This is a genomic window from Streptomyces albospinus (assembly GCF_014648695.1).
GTDB lineage: Bacteria > Actinomycetota > Actinomycetes > Streptomycetales > Streptomycetaceae > Streptomyces > Streptomyces albospinus.
This window is the reverse complement of record NZ_BMRP01000001.1, coordinates 484951-506478: the sequence shown is the minus strand read 5'-3', so window position 1 is coordinate 506478 and position 21528 is coordinate 484951. Positions and strand designations below refer to the sequence as shown.

Here is a 21528-nt window from a genome sequence, read left to right as displayed (position 1 = left end):
CCCGCCGCCGAGCCGCTGTCCGACGAGGACCGCGGGCGGCTGCTCGACGGCGCGCACCACGATCCGCATGCGCTGCTCGGCGCGCACCCGGTGCCCGGCGGGCTGCGGATCCGGGCGCTGCGGCCGTACGCCCGGGGCGTCACGGTCGTGGCGAAGGGGCTGCGGGCCCCGCTCCGCTCGGAAGGGGACGGGCTGTTCGCCGGCGTCCTGCCGCTGCGCACGGTCCCGGACTACGAGCTGCTGGTCGACTACGGCGACAGCGGCCCGCTGACCGTACGGGACCCGTACCGCTTCCTGCCGGCGCTCGGGGAGCTGGATCTGCACCTGTTCGGCGAGGGCCGGCACGAGCAGTTGTGGCAGGCGCTGGGTGCGCGGACCATGGAGCACCAGGGCGTGCTCGGCACCCGCTTCACGGTGTGGGCGCCCAATGCCCGGGGCGTACGGGTCGTCGGGGACTTCAACTACTGGGACGGCACCGGTTTCCCGATGCGGTCGCTGGGCTCGTCCGGGGTCTGGGAGCTGTTCCTGCCGGGCATCCGTGAGGGCGAACTGTACAAGTTCGAGATCACCCGGCCGGACGGCTCGAAGACCGTACGCGCCGACCCGATGGCGCGCCGGACCGAGTGCCCGCCGGCCAGCGCCTCGGTGGTGGAGGCGTCGCACCACCGCTGGCAGGACGCCGACTGGATGGCCCGGCGCGGTGCGCGGCCGGTGCACACCTCGCCGTTCTCGGTCTACGAGGTCCACCTCCCGTCCTGGCGGCCCGGTCTCACCTACCGCCGGCTGGCCGCCCAACTCCCCTCGTACGTCAAGGACCTGGGCTTCACGCACGTGGAGTTCATGCCGGTCGCCGAGCACCCCTTCGGCGGCTCCTGGGGCTACCAGGTGACCGGCTTCTACGCGCCCACCGCCCGTATGGGCACCCCGGACGACTTCCGGTTCCTGATCGACGCGCTGCACCAGGCCGGGATCGGCGTGCTGATGGACTGGGTGCCGGCGCACTTCCCGCGCGACGACTGGGCGCTGGCCGAGTTCGACGGGCGCCCGCTGTACGAGCCGGGGGACCCGGCACGGGCCGCGCACCCGGACTGGGGCACGCTGGAGTTCGACTACGGCCGTACCGAGGTGCGGAACTTCCTGGTCGCCAACGCGGTGTACTGGTGCGAGGAGTTCCACATCGACGGGCTGCGGGTGGACGCGGTCGCCTCGATGCTCTACCTCGACTACTCGCGCGAGGACGGCGGCTGGACGCCGAACGTCCACGGCGGGCGGGAGAACCTGGACGCGGTCGCCTTCCTCCAGGAGATGAACGCGACGGTCTACCGGCGCTGCCCCGGTGTCGTCACCATCGCCGAGGAGTCCACCGCCTGGGACGGCGTCACCCGCGCCACGCACCACGTCGGGCCGGGCGGCTTCGGCGGGCTGGGCTTCGGGCTGAAGTGGAACATGGGCTGGATGCACGACTCCCTCGGCTACGTCGAGAAGGAGCCGGTGCACCGCAAGTACCACCACGGCGAGATGACCTTCTCCATGATCTACGCCTACTCGGAGAACTACGTCCTGCCGATCTCGCACGACGAGGTGGTGCACGGCAAGCGCGCCCTGGTGTCGAAGATGCCCGGCGACTGGTGGCAGCAGCGCGCCAACCACCGCGCGTACCTGGGCTTCATGTGGGCCCACCCGGGCAAGCAACTCCTGTTCATGGGGCAGGAGTTCGCCCAGGGAGCGGAGTGGGCGGAGAGCCACGGCCCGGACTGGTGGCTGCTGGACCCGTCGTACGAGGCGGAGGCCGACCACCGGGGCGTGCGCGACCTGGTGCGCGACCTCAACCTCCGGTACGCGGCCGTGCCCGCTCTCTGGGAGCGCGACACCGACCCGGCGGGCTTCTCGTGGATCGACGGCGACGCGAGCGAGGACAACGTCTTCTCCTTCGTCCGCCACTCGGCCGACGGCAGCCCGCTGGTCTCGGTGACCAACTTCTCGCCCGTCGTACGCCACGCCTACCGCATCGGCGTCCCGGACGACGTCCCCGCCTGGCGCGAGGTCCTCAACACCGACGACCCCCGCTACGGGGGCAGCGGCGTCGCCAATGCCGCTGCCCTGCCCGCCGAACCGGTCCCCTGGAACGGCCGCGACCGCTCCGTCGCGACGGTCCTCCCGCCGCTGGCCACGATCTGGCTGCTGCCCGCCTAGGCGGGCGGCGCCGAAGGGGCGGGCGCCCCGTGGCGCCCGCCCCTTCTCCCCTCCTGCGCGTCCTGCGCGTCCTGCGTCAGACCGTCGCGGACGTCTTCTCCGCGCCGTCCCGCGGTGCGGCGGCCTCGGGTGCGGGCGGTGTGTCGTGGGCGTCGGCGGCCAGGGTCCGCTCGTCGAACGGCAGCCGGCCGGCGAGCACGCCGGCGAGCCGGGCCTTGTCGACCTCCTTGGTCCAGGTGCCGATCAGGACGGTGGCCACCGCGTTGCCGGCGAAGTTGGTCATCGCGCGGGCCTCGCTCATGAAGCGGTCGATGCCGACGATCAGGCCGACGCCGTCGACGAGATCGGGGCGGTGCGACTGTAGGCCGCCGGCCAGGGTCGCCAGACCCGCGCCGGTGACGCCGGCCGCGCCCTTGGAGGCGATGACCATGAAGACCAGGAGCGAGACCTGCTGGCCGAGGGAGAGCGGCTTGCCCATCGCCTCGGCGACGAACAGCGAGGACATCGTCAGGTAGATGGCGGTGCCGTCGAGGTTGAAGCTGTAGCCGGTCGGGACGGTGATGCCGACGACCGGGCGGCTGACGCCCAGGTGCTCCATCTTCGCGATCAGCCGCGGCAGGGCCGACTCCGAGGAGGAGGTGGACAGGATCAGCAGGAACTCGCGGCCGAGGTACTTCAGCAGCGCGAAGATGTTCACCCCGGCGCAGAGCCGCAGCAGCGCGCCGAGCACCACGATCACGAAGAGCAGGCAGGTGACGTAGAAACCGGTCATGATGGCGACCAGGGACGTCAGCGCCTTCACGCCGGTGGCGCCGACGACCGCGGCCATGGCGCCGAAGGCGCCGACCGGCGCCACCCACATGATCATGGACAGCACCCGGAAGATCAGCTTCTGGATGTGGCCGATACCGCGCAGCACCGGCTCGCCCGCCGAGCCCAGTGCCTGGAGTCCGAAGCCCACCAGCAGCGCCACCAGCAGGGTCTGGAGCACCTCGCCCTTGGTGAAGGCGGAGACCAGGGTGGTCGGGATGATGCCGAGGAGGAAGTCGGTGGTCGACTGGTGGCCGCCGGCGGTCTGGGCCTGGCCGGCGTGCCGGAGCGCCTCGGTCAGGTGGAGGCCGGAACCGGGCTCCAGGATGTTTCCGACGACCAGGCCGATGGCCAGCGCGACGGTGGACATCGCCATGAAGTAGCCGAGGGCCAGCCCGCCGACCGCGCCGACCTTGGCCGCCTTACGGACCGAGCCGACGCCCAGCACGATGGTGCAGAAGATGATCGGCGAGATCATCATCTTGATGAGGTTCACGAACCCCGTGCCGAGCGGCTTGAGTTGGACGGCGAAGCCGGGGGCGGCGAAGCCCACGGCGATACCGAGCAGGACGGCAGCGATGACGGCGATGTAGAGGAAGTGGGTCCGGTCCCGCTTGGCCGGCGAGGTCTCCTCGGTGGTGCCCCTGGACGGCGGGGTCTGTGCAGCCACGGCTGCCTCCTAGGGTCTACGGTTCTGCGCCCCATCTGCGGCTCCGGCGCACAACAAGTCCCGGCGACTATGCATGGCCGTGTGGCGCCCGTCACCCTTACGTGCATTTCGTTCACGTAAAAGTGACCGTGCAGACTGTTATGCATGCGACTCCCCCGTCCCCGGCCGTCCCGATGGCCCTGGCGGCCCCGCGGCCCCCGCAGCCTCGCCGGGCAGCTCTTCGCCATGCAGGTCGTGCTGGTGGCCGTGGTGGTCGTGGGCTGCGCGGTGTTCGCGTACCTCAGCGCGGGGCGGCAGGCGGAGGAGACCGCGCGCCGGCAGGCGACCGCGGCGGCCACCGCCGTCGCCGACTCCCCGGCCGTGGTGGCGGCGGCCCGGACGAAGGACCCGACGATCGCACTCCAGCCGTACGCCGAGCGGCTGCGCAGGGACGCCGGGGTCGACTTCGTGGTGATCATGGCGCCGGACGGGACGCGCTGGACGCATCCGGAGCCGTCCGCGATCGGCGGGAAGTACCTCGGGCACACCGCGCCCGCACTGCACGGCAGGATCTTCGCCGAGACGCACCTGGGCGTGCTCGGCCCGTCCGTGCGGGTCGTCGCGCCGGTCCGCGACCCGGGGCAGGGCGGCCGGATCACCGCGCTGGTCAGCTCCGGGATCACCATCGCGACGATCGGCCAGCAGCTGCGGGACCAGGTCCTGGCGCTGGCCGGGGTGGCCGCGGCGGCGCTGGCGCTGGGCGGGGCCGGGACGTATGTGATCAACGCCCGGCTGCGCCGGCACACCCACGGGATGAACGCCGCCGAGCTGAGCCGGATGCACGACTACCACCAGGCCGCGCTGCACGCCGTCCGCGAGGGGCTGCTGATGCTCGACGGGCAGCGCAGGGTCGCGCTGATCAACGACGGCGGACGGGAGTTGCTGGGGCTGTCACAGGACGCGGTGGGCCGCCCCGTCGGCGGGCTGGGGCTGCCGGAGCCGCTGACCGAGGCGCTGCGGGCGGCCGGTCCGCGCGTCGACGAGCTGCATCTGACCGGCGAGCGGGTGCTGGTCGTCAACTCCTCCCCGGTCTCCGGCGGGGAGCACCGCGGCAGCGTCGTCACCCTCCGCGACCACACCGAACTCCAGGCGCTGTCCGGCGAGTTGGACTCCGTACGGGGCTTCGCCGAGGCGCTGCGCTCGCAGGCGCACGAGGCCGCCAACCGGCTGCACACCGTGGTCTCGCTGATCGAGCTGGGGCGCGCCGAGGAGGCGGTGGAGTTCGCCACCGCCGAGCTGGAGCTGGCCCAGGCGCTGACCGACCGGGTCGTCGGCGCGGTCGCCGAGCCGGTGCTCGCCGCGCTGCTGCTCGGCAAGGCCGCCCAGGCCAACGAGCGCGGCGTCGAGCTGGTCCTCACCCCGGACACCCGGATCGACGACGGGCTGCTCCCGCCGCGGCTGCCGGCCCGCGACCTGGTGACCGTCCTGGGCAATCTCGTCGACAACGCCATCGACGCCGCAGCCCCGCCGCAGGAGCACGGCGCGCCCCCGCAGGTGCGGGTGAGCGCGCGGGCGGACGGCGGCGAACTGCTGCTGTGCGTCGCGGACAACGGGCCCGGGGTGGCCGCGGACGCCACCGAGGAGGTCTTCCGGCGCGGCTGGAGCACCAAGGAGACCGCCGGCGGCACCACCCGCGGGCTGGGGCTGGCGCTGGTCCGGCAGGCGGTCCGGCGCAACGGCGGCACGGTCGTCCTCGACCGGGGGCCGGACGGCGGCGCCCGGTTCACCGTCCGGCTGCCGCTGCGGGTGGCACCATGAGGCGCCCCCTCCCCCGCCCCGCCGGCCGCCCGGCGGCGAAAGGACGTGCCCGGTGAGCCCTGCCGACATCCGGGTCCTGGTCGTCGAGGACGATCCGGTCGCCGCCGCCGCGCACGCCCTGTACGTCGGGCGGGTGCCGGGCTTCACGGTGTCCGGCACCGTGCACTCGGGCGCCGACGCGCGCCGCCATCTCGACCAGTACCCGGTCGACCTGCTGCTGCTGGACCTCTATCTGCCGGACGGGCACGGGCTCCAGCTGGTGCGGACGCTGCGCGCGGCCGGGCACGGCGCGGACATCATCGCGGTGACCTCCGCCCGCGATCTGGCGATGGTGCGCGAGGGCGTCTCGCTGGGCGTGGTCCAGTACGTGCTCAAGCCGTTCACCTTCGCCACCCTGCGCGACCGGCTGGTCCGCTACGCCGAGTTCCGCGCGACCACCGGGGAGGCCAGCGGGCAGGACGAGGTGGACCGGGCGCTCGCCGCGCTGCGCGCCCCGCGGCCGGCCGCGCTGCCCAAGGGGCTGACCGCGGCCACCCTGCGGGCCGTGACGGATGTGCTGCGGGACGCCGCCGCGGGGCTGACCGCGACCGAGGCCGCCGCGGACGTCGGGATCTCCCGGATCACCGCGCGCCGCTACCTGGAGCACCTCGTGGAGAGCGGCCGGGCCGTCCGCGCCCCGCAGTACGGCCAGGTCGGCCGCCCGGAGTTGCGCTACCGCTGGTCGGGGCATTGACCCGGTGTGACCGGTGGCTTACGTTCAGCGGGCAGTACGCCGTGGTTGGTTGACCGTGGTCCGTTGGAGGTCGTGCCGTGCGCTCCACCACCCCGCTGATCCTGTTCACCGCCGCCGTGCTGGCCGCCGGCACGCTCACCGCCTGCGGCAGCGGATCCGGGAGCGACCGCAACACCGTCCGGGTCGCCTTCATGAAGGACACCAACAACGCGGTCCGCGTCCGGGACGACTATGTCGCCCTCGTGGCGCGGCAGTTCGAGAAGGCGAACCCCGGCAAGAAGGTCCGGCTGATCCCCATCCAGGCCGCGGAGAACGACTACTACACCAAGATCCAGGAGATGATGCGCTCCCCGAAGACCGCGCCCGACCTGGTCTACGAGGACACCTTCCTGGTCAACTCCGACATCACGGCGGGGCTGTTGCGGCCCCTGGACCCGTACCTCGCGAAGTGGGCCGCCTGGCGGCAGTTCGAACCGTCCGCCAAGGCCGCGGCCAAGGGGCAGGACGGCCGGACCTACGGCGTCCCGGACGGCACCGACACCCGCGGGCTGTGGTTCAACAAGACGATCTTCCAGAAGGCCGGACTGCCCGCCGACTGGCACCCCCGCACCTGGGACGACGTCCTGACGGCCGCCCGCACCGTCAAGCAGCGGGTCCCCGGCGTCATCCCGCTGAACGTCTTCACCGGCAAGGGCGCGGGCGAGGCCGCCGTGATGCAGGGCTTCGAGATGCTGCTGTACGGCACCGGGCAGAACCAGCTGTACGACCCCGGCACGCGGAAGTGGGTCACCGGCACCCAGGGGTTCAAGGACAGCCTCGGCTTCCTCGACACCGTCTACAAGGAGAAGTTGGGGCCCGACGTCTCCGACGCGCTCAGCCCCAACATCCAGACCAACGTGGCCGCCGAGCTGCTGCCCGACCAGAAGCTCGCCATCGACCTCGACGGCTCCTGGCTCGGCCAGCAGTGGCAGCGGACGGGCGGCGGGAAGCCGTGGCCCGCCTGGTCGACGACGCTCGGCCAGGCGCCGTTCCCGACCCAGCACGGCGCGCCGCCCGGCCGGGTCAGCCTGGCCGGCGGCTGGACCTGGTCGATACCGCAGCGCGCCCAACAGCCCGATCTCGCCTGGAAGTTGATCGAGACCTTCCAGTCGCGGAGCAACGCGCTGGAGTGGTGCGTGCGGGGCGCCCAGATCGCCGTCCGCAAGGACGTCGCGGCCGATCCGCGGTATCTGAAGTCGCCGGGCATCGGCTTCTTCACCGATCTGGTGTCCATCAGCCAGTACCGGCCCGCGCTGCCCGAATACCCCAGGGTCGCCGCGGCGATCGGGGAGGCGACGGAGTCGGTCACCGCGGGCGACGCCTCGCCGGACAAGGCGGCCGGGCAGTACGACGCCGCGGTGCGGTCCCTGGTCGGCGGCCGGGTCGTCGCCAAGCCTTGACGCTCTCCCCCTTGAGGGGGAGATTCTTACGGCTCGCGCCGTGAGACTTCCTGTTTCATCGCCGACTGCCCGCCCGGAGAACTCCGTTGAGGTCTTACACCAGCTCCGCAGGCTGTCACGGCCCGTCCGGCCGCCAGCAGATTACGCGCCGCGTTCGCGTCGCGGTCGTGCGTGGTACCGCACTCGCACGTCCAGGTGCGGACATGCAGACCCATCGCGCCGTGCAGGGTGCCGCAGTGGGAGCACAGCCTGGAGGAGGGGAAGAAGCGGTCCACCGCGATCACTTCCCGCCCGTACCAGGCGGCCTTGTACTCCAGCATGCTCCGGAAGTCCGACCACGCGGCATCACTGATGGCGCGGGCCAGGCTCCGATTCTTGACCATATTGCGCACGTTCAGGTCCTCGATCACGATCGTTTGGTTCTCACGAACGAGACGAGTAGTCAGCTTGTGCAGCCCGTCCCGGCGCCGATCGGCGATCCGGGCGTGGATCCTGGCGACCTCGCGCCGAGCCTTGGCCCGGTTGGTCCCATGCCCCTTGGCTTTGCGGGCAAGGCTGCGCTGGGCCTTGGCGAGGCGGGCGCGGTCCCGGCGCTCGTAGCGGGGGTTGGTGATCTTCTCCCCGGTGGAGAAGGTCAGGAGGTGGTCCAGGCCGACATCGACCCCGACCGCCTGATCGGTGACCGGGAGGGGCTTGATGGTCGGGTCGTCGCACAGCAGGGAGACGAACCAGCGCCCCGCCGCATCCTGCGACACGGTCACCGTGGACGGCTTCGCCCCTTCGGGAAGCGGACGCGACCACACGATGTCGAGTGGGTCGCTCATCTTCGCCAGGGTGATCCTGCCGTCCCGGAACCGGAAACCGCTGGTGGTGTACTCGGCGGACTTCCGCGACGTCTTCCGGGACTTGAAGCGCGGGTACTTGGCCCGCTTCCCGAAGAAGTTGGTGAACGCGGTCTGCAAGTGCCGCAACGTCTGCTGCAACGGCACCGACGACACCTCGTTCAAGTACGCCAGTTCCTCGGTCTTCTTCCACACCGTCAGCATCGCCGACGTGGCGTTGTAGTTGACCCGCTCCTGGCGGAGCGCCCACGCCTCGGTCCGGGCGGCAAGGGCGAGGTTGTAGACCTTGCGGACGCAACCGAACGTGCGCGACAGCTCAGCTGCCTGCGCATCAGTCGGATAGAAGCGGAATTTGAATGCCCGCTTCACGCACGTCGCAGTCACGCTCACAAGCTAGTGAGGCTGCGACTTAAGACCAAATCTGCGGGTCAGAGCACTACCATCCGTCTTGGCGGCGCATCGCAGCCCCTTGCTGTGCTCCGCAGGAGTCCGTTTCGTCTCCGCAAGCGGGAGGTACCCCCACTCCGCCTTGAAGGGCGGAATCCCTACGAAGGAACCAGATGAACCGCCGCCTGCTGCGCTGGTCGCCGCTGGCCCCGGCCACCGTCCTGCTGCTGCTCTTCCTGGCCGGGCCCATCGGCTACTGCGGCTACCTCGCCTTCACCGACACCCAGCTCACCGGCCAGGAGTCGGCGTCCTTCGTCGGGCTGGCCAACTTCCGCCGCGCGTTCGCCGATCCGGCCTTCCGCAACGCGGTCGTGCTGACGCTGGTGTTCACGGTGGTCTCGTCGCTCCTCGGCCAGAACACGCTCGGGCTGGCGCTGGCCGGGCTGATGCGGCGCGCCTCGCGGCCGGTGCGGGCGCTGACCGGTGCGGTGGTGATCACCGCCTGGGTGCTCCCGGAGATCGTCGCGGGCTTTCTCCTCTACACCTTCTTCGAACGGCGCGGCACCCTCAACGCCCTCCTGGAGTGGCTCCATCTCCCCACCCAGGACTGGCTGTTCACGCTGCCCATCCTCGCCGTGTCGTTCGCCAACGTCTGGCGCGGCACGGCCTTCTCGATGCTGATCTACTCCGCGGCGCTCGCCGAAATCCCCCGGGAGGTCACCGAGTCCGCGGCGGTGGACGGCGCGGGCGGGCTGCGCCGGCTGTGGCACATCACGCTCCCGATGATCCGCCGCTCCATCGGCACCAATCTCATGCTCAACACCCTCCAGACGCTCTCCGTCTTCGGGCTGATCTGGGCGATCACCCGCGGCGGCCCCGGCAACCGCAGCCAGACGCTGCCGGTGTTCATGTACGACCAGGCGTTCCTGAAGTCCCTGATCGGGTACGGCACGGCGGTGGCGCTGCTGCTGCTCGTGGTGGGCGCGCTGTTCTCGGCGGTGTATCTGCGGCTGCTGCGGGAGGACACCTGATGCGGCCGACGCGTACGGGACCGCGAGGGCCGGCGGTGGCCGCGGGGCGGCGCACGGTCCGCGGGCGGCCGGTGCTCCGGCGCGCCACCCGGCACCGGCTCGCCGCCGACGCCGCGCTGCTGCTCACCGCGGCGGCGTTCGCGATCCCGCTGGCCTGGCTGGTGCTGGCGTCGCTGGACCCGCACGCGACGCTCCGGGTGGGGCTGCCCGCCTCGCCCACCCTGGGCAACTTCTCGGCGGTGCTGACCGACGAGATCACCTTCACCCCGATGCTCAACAGCCTGCTGATCTGCGGCGGCGCGACCCTGCTCACGGTGGTCTGCGCGGCGCTCGCCGCCTATCCGCTGTCCCGCTTCCGGTCCCGCTTGTGCCGCCCGTACCTGCTCACCGTGCTGTTCGCGACCTGCCTGCCGATCACCGCGGTGATGGTCCCGGTCTACGCGCTGTTCGTGCGGGTCGATCTGATCGACACCCGGTACGGCACCGCACTGTTCCTGGCCGCCGCCCAACTCCCGTTCGCCATCTGGCTGATGAAGAATTTCACGGACGGGGTGCCGAAGGCGCTGGAGGAGGCCGCCTGGACGGACGGCGCGTCCTGGTGGCAGACCCTGCGGCGGATCATCCTGCCGCTCATGGGGCCCGGCTGCGGTGTCGTCGCGATCTACACCTTCATCATGATGTGGGGGAACTTCTTCGTCCCGTTCATGCTGCTGCTCTCTCCCGAGAACCTTCCGGCGTCGGTCAGCATTTTCACTTTCTTCGGCAATTACGGCGCCATCGCCTTCGGTGAACTCGCCGCATTCTCGATCCTTTACTCGACACCGGTGATCTTGCTGTACATCCTTGTCTCCAGGCGGCTGGGCGGCGGCTTTGCGCTCGGCGGAGCGGTGAAGGGCTGACCGGCCGGGACACCGGAAAGGGGACCGTGGAGCGCGGGCGCACCGGCCCGGCGGCCCGTTGGCCGGAAAGCGGCGTAAGACGGCCGGGAACGGTCTGTCGCCACGTACCTTCCTCCAACCCGCAAACTTGGACATCCGCACGATAGGTGCGAAGCCACCTCGTCACTTACCGTGTGCCGGTGAACACGCACGACGGGGATGCGCGCAGGCCCCCTTTCAACGCCGCCGCCGCCCGCCGGCTGCGCGAGGCCCTCGGCATGACCCATGCACACGTCGCCTACGGAATCTGGGCGGCTTACGGAATTCAGCTGCATCCGGCGACGGTGGCCTCCTGGGAATTGGGCGAGAGCGCCCCCACGGAGGCCGAGCTGACCGCACTGGCGGGCGCTTTGTGGTGCGCTCCCGCCGAACTCCTCGGTACCCCCGGGACCCTGCGCGAATACCGCCTCGCGCTCGGCCTCGCCCCGGCCGACCTGGCCCTGCGGATCGGCATGGACCAGACCACGTACGAGCGCCTGGAAGGCGGCGGGCCCTGGCGCGGCACGGAACGGCAGGCCGCCGCCCTCGCCGAGGCGCTGCGGCTGCCGCTGCCCGCGCTGCTGCGCTTCACCGGCCAGGAGGAGCAGCTCGCCGCACTGCTGACCAGCGCCGCCACCACCCGCTGGCAGGGCTATGTCCGCCCGGTCGGGAAGCTCGCGCCGCTGCCCAAGGAGCGGCTCCAGGACGTCCTCCAGCAGCTGCACGAGGAGTACCACGCGACCATGACGGCCTCGCTCAGCTGGACCGGCGGGGGCGCCCCCGACGAGTCCGGCAAGGCCGGGCGCGACTTCCTCGACGGCATCGTCATGGAGTTCTGGCGGCGGGCCGGAGAGATGGAGCCGCCCCGGTGACCGGCCGCGGCCGGTCCCGACCCTGACGTGTCCCATGGGTCTGCGGGCGGAGCGCCGTCCGTCCAGAGGAGGACGCCGGCGGCGGGCGTGGCACTTCCGGCCGGTGCGGCTTTCGGTCCCTGCGGGCGAAGACCTGGCCGACCTGCGGGATCGAGGATGGGGGCATCGCTTTTTCCGCCCCCCTTCAGGAGTCCCGGTGTCGTTCGCCGCTGCCCCCCGTCCCGCCGTCCCCGCCCGCGCCACCGCCGTCGCCGCCCGCGCCACCGATCTGAGCAAGGTCTACGGCCAGGGCGAGACCCAGGTGGTCGCGCTGGATTCCGTCAGCGTCGAGTTCGGCCGGGCCCGGTTCACCGCCATCATGGGCCCCTCCGGCTCCGGCAAGTCCACCCTGATGCACTGCATGGCCGGGCTGGACTCGATCTCCGCCGGCTCCGCCCGGATCGGGGACGTCGAGCTGGCGTCGCTGGGCGACAAGCAGCTGACCCGGCTGCGCCGGGACAAGATCGGTTTCATCTTCCAGGCGTTCAACCTGCTGCCGACGCTGACCGCGCTGGAGAACATCACGCTCCCGATGGCCATCGCCGGCCGCCGCCCCGACCAGGAGTGGATAGACCGGGTCGTGGAGACCGTCGGCCTCTCCGGGCGGCTCGGCCACCGGCCCGCGCAGCTCTCCGGCGGCCAGCAGCAGCGGGTCGCGGTGGCCCGGGCGCTGGCCGCCCAGCCCGAGATCATCTTCGCGGACGAGCCGACCGGCAACCTCGACTCCCGGTCCGGCGCCGAAGTACTGGGCTTCCTGCGGGAGTCGGTGCGCGCGATGGACCAGACCGTGGTGATGGTGACCCACGACCCGGTCGCCGCCGGGTACGCGGACCGGGTGGTCTTCCTCGCGGACGGCCGGATCGTCGAAGAGCTGCACGAGCCCACCGCGGACGCCGTACTGGACCGGATGCGGATGTTCGACGCCAAGGGCCGGACCAACTAGCGATTCACGAGCCGCCGCACCCCGCCACTCCCCGGACCCAGGACTGACACCACCACCATGCTGCGAACCGCCCTGCGCAACGTCCTTGCGCACAAAGCCCGTCTGCTGATGACCGCGCTCGCGGTCCTGCTCGGCGTCGCCTTCGTCGCCGGCACCCTGATCTTCAGCGACTCCGTCGGCGAGGCCGTCAAGAACGCCTCCGCCAAGAACCTCAAGGACGTGGCCGTCTCCGTGAAGGCCACCCAGGACCCCGACGCCGGCCCCGGACGCGCGAAGGACGGCAAGCGGAGCACCGCCCTCGACGACCGCCTCGCGGACCGGATCCGCGCGCTGCCCGGCGTGCAATCGGTACGCGCCGACGTCACCGGCACGGCGACCCTGGCCGGCCGGGACGGGCAGCCGATCGGCAACGGCTGGCAGAACCTCGCCGCCAACTACCAGCCGGGCAAGGACGGCAAGGACGGTCGCTACCCGCTGGTCCGGGGCCGCGGCCCGGCCTCCGGCGGCGAGATCGCGCTGGCCGAGAACACCGCGAAGGCCGCCGGCGTCACGCTCGGCGACACCGTGCGGTTCGCCACCGACGGCCCGGTGCTGACGAAGAAGCTGGTCGGCATCGTGGCGACCGACGACCCTGCGGTGACCGCGGGCGGCAGCCTGGCGTTGTTCGACACCGCCACCGCGCAGCGGCTCTATCTGCACCCCGGCCAGTTCGACGAGCTGGTGGTGGCCGCCGCCCCCGGCACCGACCAGCAGAAGCTGACCTCCGAGGTCAGTCAACTCCTGCCCGCCGCGCGCGCCCAGGCGACCTCCGGACGTCAACTCGCCGCCGAGCAGGCCCGGATGATCGCCGAGCAGAACAGCGCGCTCAGCAAGACGCTGCTGACCTTCGCCGGGATCGCCCTGTTCGTCGGCGTCTTCATCATCGCCAACACCTTCACCATGCTGATCTCCCAGCGCAGCCGCGAGATCGCGCTGCTGCGCGCGGTGGGCGCCGCGCGCCGCCAGGTCGTGCGCTCGGTGCTCGCCGAGGCGGGTCTGCTGGGGCTGATCTCCTCGCTCGTCGGCTTCGCGCTGGGCACCGGGATCGCCGTGGGGCTGCGTGCCGTCCTGGACGCCAACGGCGCGGGCTTCCCGGACGGGCCGGTGGTCATCAGCCCCTCGACGGTGCTCGCCTCCCTGGCCGTCGGTGTGCTGGTGACCGTGCTGGCCGCCTGGCTGCCGTCCCGCAAGGCCGCCCGGATCGCCCCGGTGGAGGCGCTGAGCACCGTCGAGGCGCCGCCCGCCCCCCGCAGTCTGGTCGTCCGCAACACCATCGGCGCGGTCCTCACCGCCGCCGGCGTCGCCGTGATGTTCTGGGTCTCCACCCTCACCTCCGGCAAGGATCTGCCGATCGCGATGGCGGGCTCGACGCTGACGCTGATCGGCGTGATCGTCCTCGCCCCGCTGCTGTCCCGTCCGCTGGTCTCCCTGGCCGGAGTGGTCACCACCCGGCTCTTCGGCGTCAGCGGCAAGCTCGCCCGGGAGAACGCGCTGCGCAATCCGCGCCGCACGGCGGCGACCGGCTCGGCGCTGATGATCGGCCTGACCCTGATCACCGGGATGACCGTCGTGGGGCACTCCGCGCAGGTCGCCATGGACAAGATGGCCGGCAGCGGGCTGACCGCCGACTACAAGGTCACCACGTCCACGTTCGTCGGCCTGGACCCGAAGCTGTCCGCGAAGGTCGCCCAGGTCCCCGGCGTCACGGCGGCGGCCCCCATCCGCGGTGCGGGCTTCACCGTCGACGGCGGACCGGGCCACGGCACCGGCAGCGGCTTCGGTTACGTCCGCGGCACGAACCTCGACCGGATCGGCGAGGTCACCCGACTCACCTTCACCCAGGGTTCGTTGGCGGCCGTCAAGGCCGGCGGTATCGCGGTCTCCCAGACCGAGGCCAAGGAGCGCGGCTGGCACGCCGGCGACACCTTGAACGTCGAGTTCTACGACAAGAAGAAGGCCCGGCTGAAGGTCGCCGCCGTCTACGCGGACAACGAGGTCCTCGGCAAGTCCTTCGCGTCCACCGCCCTGGTCGATCCGCACCTCGATCGCTTCCGCGACGACGAACTCCTGGTCAAGACGGCACACGGCGGCTCCCCCGCGCTGGCCAAGAACATCCGCGAGGCGCTCGGCGACAGCCCGCTGCTGAAGATCCAGGACCGCGACGCGCTGCGCAAGGAGACCGCGGGGCAGATCGACACCATCGTGAACATGGTCTACGGGCTGCTCGGCATGGCCGTGATCATCGCGGTGGTCGGCGTGGTCAACACGCTGGCGATGTCGGTCTTCGAGCGCACCCGCGAGATCGGCATGCTGCGCGCCATCGGCCTGGCCCGCAGCGGCATCAAGCAGATGGTCCGGCTGGAGTCGGTGGTCATCTCGCTGTTCGGCGCGGTGCTCGGCATGGGTGTGGGCGTCTTCCTGGCGTGGGCCGGCGGCAGCCTGGTCGGCTCGTCCTTCCCGGCGTACGCGCTGGTGCTCCCCTGGGGCCGGCTCGGGCTGTTCCTGCTGATCGCCCTGGTCGTCGGCGTGCTGGCCGCGCTCTGGCCGGCCCGGCGGGCCGCCCGGCTGAACATGCTGGAGGCCATCGGCGCCCAGTGAGGCCCCGGAAAGCAGGCAGGCGGCGCGCCCAACGGCGCGCCGCCTGCGGCGTGTTGAGGGGGACGTCAGAAGACCGACTCGGCCTCGTCCATACGGTTCGCCGGGACCCGCTTGAGCTCGGTGACCGCCTCGGCCAGCGGGACCATCGTGATGTCGGTGCCGCGCAGCGCGGTCATCCTGCCGAACTCGCCGCGGTGCGCGGCCTCGACGGCGTGCCAGCCGAAGCGGGTGGCCAGCACCCGGTCGTAGGCGGTGGGGGTGCCGCCGCGCTGGACGTGGCCGAGGATGACCGGGCGGGCCTCCTTGCCGAGGCGCATCTCCAGTTCACGGGCGAGCGCGGTGCCGATGCCGGAGAACCGCTCGTGGCCGAACTGGTCGATGGCGCCCTTCTTGTAGTCCATGGTGCCGGCGAGCGGGTGGGCGCCCTCGGCGACGCAGACCACGGCGAACTTCTTGCCGCGGTCGAACCGCTCCTCGACCATCTTGACCAGGTCGTTGACGTCGAACTCGCGCTCCGGCAGGCAGATGCCGTGGGCACCGCCGGCCATCCCGGACTCCAGCGCGATCCAGCCGGCGTGCCGTCCCATGACCTCGACGACCATGACCCGCTGGTGCGACTCGGCGGTGGTCTTGAGGCGGTCGATCGCCTCGGTCGCGACGCCGACGGCGGTGTCGAAGCCGAAGGTCCGGTCGGTCGACGAGATGTCGTTGTCGATGGTCTTCGGGACGCCGACGACCGGCATCCCGGCGTCGGAGAGCATCCGCGCCGCGGTCAGCGTGCCCTCGCCGCCGATCGGGATGAGCACGTCTATGCCGTACTCCCGCGAGAAGTCCTTGGCGCTCTCGCACGCCTCGCGCAGCCGGGCGCGCTCCAGCCGGGCGGAGCCGAGGATGGTGCCGCCGCGGGCGAGGATGCCGCTGACCGCGTCGAGGTCGAGCTTGCGGAAGCGGCCGTCGAGCAGGCCCTTGAAACCGTCCTCGAAGCCGATGACCTCGTCGCCGTGGCCGGTGAGCGCGCGGTGGACAACAGACCGGATCACAGCATTCAGGCCAGGACAGTCGCCGCCTGCGGTGAGGACTCCGATACGCATCGTGCTGTGTCTCCTGTGCTCGCTGTTGGTTCGTGTGAGCCGGTCCGATTGTTTCACGGGCCGGCCGGCGCCGGCCTCACACAGGGACCACCCCCACTGTCCCCGCCCCGACCGCACCGGGGAAACTGAGAGAGCGGCCTAGCCACACGCGCAGGTATTGTCAAGAGGGGCAAGCCCACAATAACGGGTAATTTGACCTTGCGAGCAGGGCAATCCCGCGAGCGCGCTCGCTCGCGGGCATCGGAGAGGGACGGAGAGCACACGTGACGCGCAGCGTGTACGTGACCGGGATCGAGCGCGGCGACGGCCGCCAGGTCGTCGAACTGGGAGTCATGGAGCTCCTGACCCGCCACGTCGACCGGGTGGGGGTCTTCCGCCCACTGGTCCACGACGGACCGGACCGGCTCTTCGAACTGCTCCGGGCCCGCTACCGCCTCACCCAGCCCGCCGAGACCGTCTACGGCATCAGCTACGAGGAAGCGGCCACCCTCCAGGCCGAGCGCGGCACCGACGAGCTGGTCTCCCGGCTCGTCGACCGCTTCCACCAGGTCGCCAGGGAGTACGAGTACGTCCTGGTCCTCGGCTCGGACTACGCCGCCACCAGCCTGCCGGCCGAGCTGAACCTCAACGCCCGGCTCGCCAACGAGTTCGGCGCCGCGGTGATACCGGTCGTGGGCGGCCAGGGCCAGGAGGCCGAGGCCGTCCGCGCCGAGGCCCGCAACGCCTACCGCGCCTACACCTCGCTGGGCTGCGACGTGGTCGCCATGGTCGTCAACCGCGTCGCCCCCGAGCTGCGCGAGGCCGTCGCGGAGCGGCTCGCGGCCCGGCTGCCGGTGCCCTGCTACGCGCTCCCCGAGGACGGCTCGCTGTCCGCGCCGACCGTGAACCAGATCGTGCACGCCCTCGGCGCCGAGGTGCTGCTCGGCGACGACTCCGGGCTCGCCCGGGACGCCCGGGACTTCGTGTTCGGCGGCGCCATGCTGCCGACCTTCCTGAAGGCGCTGACCCCCGGCTGCATGGTGATCACCCCCGGGGACCGGGCCGACCTGGTCATCGGCTCGCTCGCGGCGCACAGCGCCGGGGCCCCGCCGATCGCCGGAGTGGTGCTCACCCTCGACGAGCGGCCCGGCCCCGACATCATGGCGCTGGCCGCCCGGCTGGCGCCCGGCACCCCGGTCATCTCCGTACCGGCCGGCTCCTTCCCCACCGCCGCCGAGCTGTTCGCCGTCGAGGGCAAGCTGAACGCCGCCTCGCCGCGGAAGGCGGAGACCGCGCTCGGGCTCTTCGAGCGGCATGTCGACACCGCGGAGCTGACGAACCGTATCTCCGTCGCCCGCTCCGGCCGGGTCACGCCGATGATGTTCGAGCACGAGCTGATCGAGCGCTCCCGCTCCGGCCGCCGCCGGGTCGTCCTCCCCGAGGGCACCGAGGAGCGGGTGCTGCGCGCCGCCGATGTGCTGCTGCGCCGCGACGTCTGCGATCTGACGCTGCTGGGCGAGGCGGAGGCGATCCGCAAGCGCGCCGCCGACCTGGCCATCGACCTCGCGGACGCGCAGATCATCGACCCGCAGACCTCCGAGCTGCGCGAGCGGTTCGCCGAGCTGTACGCCCAGCTGCGCGCCCACAAGGGCGTCGGCTACGAGCTGGCCCACGACGTGGTCGCCGATGTCTCCTACTTCGGCACGCTGATGGTCCAGGAGGGGCTGGCCGACGGCATGGTGTCCGGCGCCGTGCACTCCACGGCCGCCACCATCCGCCCCGCCTTCGAGATCATCAAGACCAGGCCGGGCGCCCAGATCGTCTCCTCGGTCTTCTTCATGTGCCTGGCCGACCGGGTGCTGGTCTACGGCGACTGCGCGGTCAACCCGGACCCGAACGCCGAGCAGCTGGCCGACATCGCCATCCAGTCCGCCACCACCGCCGCCCGGTTCGGCGTGGAGCCGCGGATCGCGATGCTGTCGTACTCCACCGGCACCTCCGGGTCCGGCGCGGACGTCGACAAGGTCCGCAAGGCGACCGAGATCGTCCGCGAGCTGCGGCCCGATCTGCTGGTCGAGGGGCCGATCCAGTACGACGCGGCGGTGGACGCGGCGGTCGCGCGGACCAAGCTGCCGGACTCCGAGGTGGCGGGCAAGGCCACCGTGCTGATCTTCCCGGACCTCAACACCGGCAACAACACCTACAAGGCCGTCCAGCGCTCGGCGGGCGCGGTGGCGGTCGGCCCGGTCCTCCAGGGTCTGCGCAAGCCGGTCAACGACCTCTCCCGCGGCGCCCTCGTCCAGGACATCGTCAACACCGTCGCCATCACCGCCATCCAGGCCCAGGGCGCCCAGCCCGGCGCCGGGCACACCGCCTGACCCTCCCCTCACACCGGAAAGCCCCTTCTTCATGACTGCCAACGCCACCCGCGTCCTCGTCCTCAACTCCGGCTCCTCGTCGGTGAAGTACCAGCTGCTCGACATGCGCAGCGGCGCCCGGCTCGCCACCGGCCTGGTCGAGCGGATCGGCGAGGAGACCTCGCGCCTGGTGCACAACCCTTCGGCCGCCGGCGGCGAGCGGCGCGAGGCCGAGGGTGCGATACCGGACCACGAGGCCGCGCTGAAGGCCGTCGCCGCGGAACTGGCAGCCGACGGGCTCGGGCTGGGCTCCCCGGAGCTGGCCGCGATCGGGCACCGGGTGGTGCACGGCGGGCTGAAGTTCAGCGCGCCGACGGTCATCGACGAGGCGGTGCTCAAGGAGATCGAGCGGCTGGTGCCCGTCGCCCCGCTGCACAACCCGGCGAACATCACCGGCATCCGCACCGCGCAGGCGCTGCGCCCCGACCTCCCGCAGGTCGCGGTCTTCGACACCGCCTTCCACACCACGATGCCGGAGTACGCGGCCCGCTACGCCATCGACGTGGCGACCGCCGACGCGCACCGCATCCGCCGCTACGGCTTCCACGGCACCTCGCACGCCTACGTCTCCCGCCGGACCGCTCAGCTGCTCGGCAAGGCGCCACAGGACGTGAACGTGATCGTGCTGCACCTGGGCAACGGCGCCTCCGCGTCCGCCGTGCAGGGCGGCCGGTGCGTCGACACGTCCATGGGCCTGACCCCGCTGGAGGGCCTGGTCATGGGCACCCGCTCCGGCGACATCGACCCGGCGGTCACCTTCCACCTCAAGCGGGTGGCCGGGATGTCGACGGACGAGATCGACGAGCTGCTCAACAAGAAGAGCGGGCTGCTCGGGCTGTGCGGCGACAACGACATGCGGGAGATCCGCCGCCGGATCGACGCGGGCGGAGAAGACGGGGCGCGCGCCGCGCTCGCCTTCGACATCTACATCCACCGGCTGAAGAAGTACATCGGCGCCTACACCGCGGTCCTCGGCAGGGTCGACGCGGTGGCCTTCACCGCGGGCGTCGGCGAGAACGCGGCCCCGGTGCGGGCCGCCGCCATCGCCGGGCTGGAGGGGCTGGGCATGTCGGTGGACGCCTCGCTCAACGCCGTACGGTCCGACGAGGCCCGGCTGATCTCGCCCGAGTACGCCCGGGTCGCGGTCGCCGTGGTGCCCACCGACGAGGAACTGGAGATCGCCCAGCAGACATACGCCCTGGTCAACGCGTAGCCGTTGGTGTTTCCCCCACGTGGAATATTCCGCTCTGAAACAAACAGATAGGATTCCAGCCATGCGCCGTTCCAAAATCGTCTGCACCCTGGGCCCCGCCGTCGACTCCTACGACCAGCTGAAGACGCTGATCGAGGCCGGTATGAACGTGGCCCGTTTCAACATGAGCCACGGGACCCACTCGGAGCACGAGGAGCGGTACCACCGCCTCCGCAAGGCAGCCGAGGAGACCGGCCGCGCCGTCGGCGTGCTGGCCGACCTCCAGGGCCCCAAGATCCGCCTGGAGACCTTCGCCGAGGGCCCCGTCGAGCTGGTGCGCGGTGACGAGTTCGTCATCACCACCGAGGACGTCCCCGGTGACAAGCACATCTGCGGTACGACCTACAAGGGCCTGCCCGGCGACGTCTCCAAGGGCGACCCGGTCCTGATCAACGACGGCAACGTCGCCCTCCAGGTCGTCGAGGTCGACGGCCCGCAGGTGCGCACCATCGTCATCGAGGGCGGGGTCATCTCCGACCACAAGGGCATCAACCTGCCCGGCGCCGCGGTCAACGTCCCGGCGCTGTCCGAGAAGGACATCGAGGACCTCAAGTTCGCGCTGCACATGGGCTGCGACATGGTCGCGCTGTCCTTCGTGCGGGACGCCAAGGACGTCCAGGACGTGCACCGCGTCATGGACGAGGTGGGCCGCCGGGTCCCGGTCATCGCCAAGGTCGAGAAGCCGCAGGCGGTCGCCAACATGCGGGAGGTCGTGATGGCCTTCGACGCGGTCATGGTGGCCCGCGGCGACCTGGCGGTGGAGTACCCGCTGGAGAAGGTCCCGATGGTGCAGAAGCGGCTGATCGAGCTGTGCCGCCGGAACGCCAAGCCGGTGATCGTGGCGACCCAGATGATGGAGTCGATGATCACCAACTCCCGGCCGACCCGCGCCGAGGCGTCCGACGTCGCCAACGCCATCCTCGACGGCGCGGACGCGGTGATGCTCTCCGCGGAGTCCTCGGTGGGCCAGTACCCGATCGAGACCGTCAAGACGATGTCGAAGATCGTCGAGGCGGCCGAGGAGGAACTGCTCTCCAAGGGCCTCCAGCCGCTGGTGCCCGGCAAGAAGCCGCGTACGCAGGGCGGTGCGGTGGCCCGCGCGGCCTGCGAGATGGCCGACTTCCTGGACGGCAAGGCGCTGGTCGCCTTCACCAAGTCCGGCGACACCGCCCGCCGACTGTCGCGCTACCGCGCCGCCCAGCCGATCCTCGCCTTCACCACCGACATCGCCACCCGCAACCAGCTCACGCTGAGCTGGGGTGTGGACAGCTTCGTCGTCGCGCACGTCGACAACACCGACGCGATGGTCGACCTCGTGGACGCCGAGCTGCTCAAGCTCCAGCGCTACGGCAAGGGCGACACCATGATCATCACCGCTGGTTCGCCCCCCGGTGTCCCCGGCACCACCAACATGGTCCGGGTGCACCACCTGGGCGGCGACCGCGCCTGACGGGTCGCCCGCGGACAGAGCAGACGAAA

The 21528-nt window shown here is 71.4% G+C and carries 15 protein-coding genes; 12 read left to right on the top strand and 3 right to left on the bottom strand.

The features are described 5' to 3' along the window. Positions 1 to 2193, top strand: a 2193-nt coding sequence (glgB, locus tag IEZ17_RS02220) for a 1,4-alpha-glucan branching enzyme (protein ID WP_189295728.1), incomplete at its 5' end; no start/stop codon positions are given. A gap of 76 nt (positions 2194 to 2269) precedes the next feature. Here the strand turns inward: glgB and IEZ17_RS02215 are convergent. Then, positions 2270 to 3673, bottom strand: coding sequence for a cation:dicarboxylate symporter family transporter (locus tag IEZ17_RS02215; protein WP_189295726.1), 1404 nt, complete (start codon positions 3671 to 3673; stop codon positions 2270 to 2272). 144 nt (positions 3674 to 3817) lie between these two features. On the opposite strand from IEZ17_RS02215, the gene IEZ17_RS02210 reads away from it, so the two are divergent. The 3 genes from IEZ17_RS02210 to IEZ17_RS02200 all read left to right on the top strand — a co-directional run bounded on the left by IEZ17_RS02210 (position 3818) and on the right by IEZ17_RS02200 (position 7642). Further along, positions 3818 to 5470 carry a sensor histidine kinase gene (locus IEZ17_RS02210; RefSeq protein ID WP_189295724.1) on the top strand — a complete coding sequence of 551 codons (1653 nt, stop codon included), beginning with the start codon at positions 3818 to 3820 and terminating at the stop codon, positions 5468 to 5470. Between the two features lie 52 nt (positions 5471 to 5522). Then, entirely contained in the window at positions 5523 to 6203 is a 681-nt protein-coding gene (locus IEZ17_RS02205; RefSeq protein WP_189295722.1) for a response regulator, read from the top strand. Between the two features lie 77 nt (positions 6204 to 6280). Then, positions 6281 to 7642: an extracellular solute-binding protein gene (locus IEZ17_RS02200; RefSeq protein ID WP_189295720.1), complete on the top strand. Its 1362-nt coding sequence runs from the start codon at positions 6281 to 6283 to the stop codon at positions 7640 to 7642. A 26-nt stretch (positions 7643 to 7668) separates the two neighbouring features. Here the strand turns inward: IEZ17_RS02200 and IEZ17_RS02195 are convergent, their stop codons facing one another. Then, on the bottom strand, positions 7669 to 8874 hold the full coding sequence (locus IEZ17_RS02195) for an RNA-guided endonuclease InsQ/TnpB family protein (protein WP_373299713.1): 1206 nt from the start codon (positions 8872 to 8874) through the stop codon (positions 7669 to 7671). Between the two features lie 170 nt (positions 8875 to 9044). On the opposite strand from IEZ17_RS02195, the gene IEZ17_RS02190 reads away from it, so the two are divergent. The 5 genes from IEZ17_RS02190 (at position 9045) to IEZ17_RS02170 (ending at position 15310) form a co-directional block, all read left to right on the top strand. Further along, the gene (locus tag IEZ17_RS02190; protein WP_189295716.1) at positions 9045 to 9902 is read left to right on the top strand and encodes a carbohydrate ABC transporter permease; all 858 of its coding nucleotides are present in this window, start codon (positions 9045 to 9047) and stop codon (positions 9900 to 9902) included. Further along, a complete protein-coding gene (locus IEZ17_RS02185) occupies positions 9902 to 10801 on the top strand; it encodes a carbohydrate ABC transporter permease (protein ID WP_189295714.1) in 900 nt (299 codons plus the stop codon). The genes IEZ17_RS02190 and IEZ17_RS02185 overlap by 1 nt, the downstream gene beginning before the upstream one ends. Before the next feature lie 173 nt (positions 10802 to 10974). Beyond that, positions 10975 to 11691: a helix-turn-helix domain-containing protein gene (locus IEZ17_RS02180; protein ID WP_189295712.1), complete on the top strand. Its 717-nt coding sequence runs from the start codon at positions 10975 to 10977 to the stop codon at positions 11689 to 11691. 196 nt (positions 11692 to 11887) lie between these two features. Beyond that, the gene (locus tag IEZ17_RS02175) at positions 11888 to 12673 is read left to right on the top strand and encodes an ABC transporter ATP-binding protein (RefSeq protein ID WP_189295710.1); all 786 of its coding nucleotides are present in this window, start codon (positions 11888 to 11890) and stop codon (positions 12671 to 12673) included. 57 nt (positions 12674 to 12730) lie between these two features. Further along, entirely contained in the window at positions 12731 to 15310 is a 2580-nt protein-coding gene (locus IEZ17_RS02170) for an ABC transporter permease (RefSeq protein ID WP_189295708.1), read from the top strand. Between the two features lie 65 nt (positions 15311 to 15375). On the opposite strand, the gene IEZ17_RS02165 is transcribed toward IEZ17_RS02170, so the two are convergent. Then, a complete protein-coding gene (locus tag IEZ17_RS02165) occupies positions 15376 to 16401 on the bottom strand; it encodes an ATP-dependent 6-phosphofructokinase (protein WP_189295706.1) in 1026 nt (341 codons plus the stop codon). A 263-nt stretch (positions 16402 to 16664) separates the two neighbouring features. Between IEZ17_RS02165 and pta the strand changes: the two genes are divergently transcribed. From pta to pyk, 3 genes are all read left to right on the top strand, one after another. Further along, a complete protein-coding gene (pta, locus tag IEZ17_RS02160; protein ID WP_189295704.1) occupies positions 16665 to 18758 on the top strand; it encodes a phosphate acetyltransferase in 2094 nt (697 codons plus the stop codon). A 31-nt stretch (positions 18759 to 18789) separates the two neighbouring features. Next, complete coding sequence (locus IEZ17_RS02155) at positions 18790 to 20010, top strand: acetate kinase (RefSeq protein WP_189295702.1); 1221 nt, start codon at positions 18790 to 18792, stop codon at positions 20008 to 20010. 61 nt (positions 20011 to 20071) lie between these two features. Then, a complete protein-coding gene (gene pyk, locus IEZ17_RS02150; RefSeq protein WP_189295700.1) occupies positions 20072 to 21499 on the top strand; it encodes a pyruvate kinase in 1428 nt (475 codons plus the stop codon). Positions 21500 to 21528: the final 29 nt, after the last annotated feature.

Bases quoted from the DNA above. Each gene is read 5' to 3' on its own strand.
- IEZ17_RS02210 (WP_189295724.1), top strand. From the start codon at position 3,818: ATGCGACTCCCCCGTCCCCGGCCGTCCCGATGGCCCTGGCGGCCCCGC.
- IEZ17_RS02170 (WP_189295708.1), top strand. From the start codon at position 12,731: ATGCTGCGAACCGCCCTGCGCAACGTCCTTGCGCACAAAGCCCGTCTG.
- pyk (WP_189295700.1), top strand. From the start codon at position 20,072: ATGCGCCGTTCCAAAATCGTCTGCACCCTGGGCCCCGCCGTCGACTCC.
- IEZ17_RS02155 (WP_189295702.1), top strand. From the start codon at position 18,790: ATGACTGCCAACGCCACCCGCGTCCTCGTCCTCAACTCCGGCTCCTCG.
- IEZ17_RS02165 (WP_189295706.1), bottom strand. From the start codon at position 16,401: ATGCGTATCGGAGTCCTCACCGCAGGCGGCGACTGTCCTGGCCTGAAT.
- IEZ17_RS02190 (WP_189295716.1), top strand. From the start codon at position 9,045: ATGAACCGCCGCCTGCTGCGCTGGTCGCCGCTGGCCCCGGCCACCGTC.
- IEZ17_RS02185 (WP_189295714.1), top strand. From the start codon at position 9,902: ATGCGGCCGACGCGTACGGGACCGCGAGGGCCGGCGGTGGCCGCGGGG.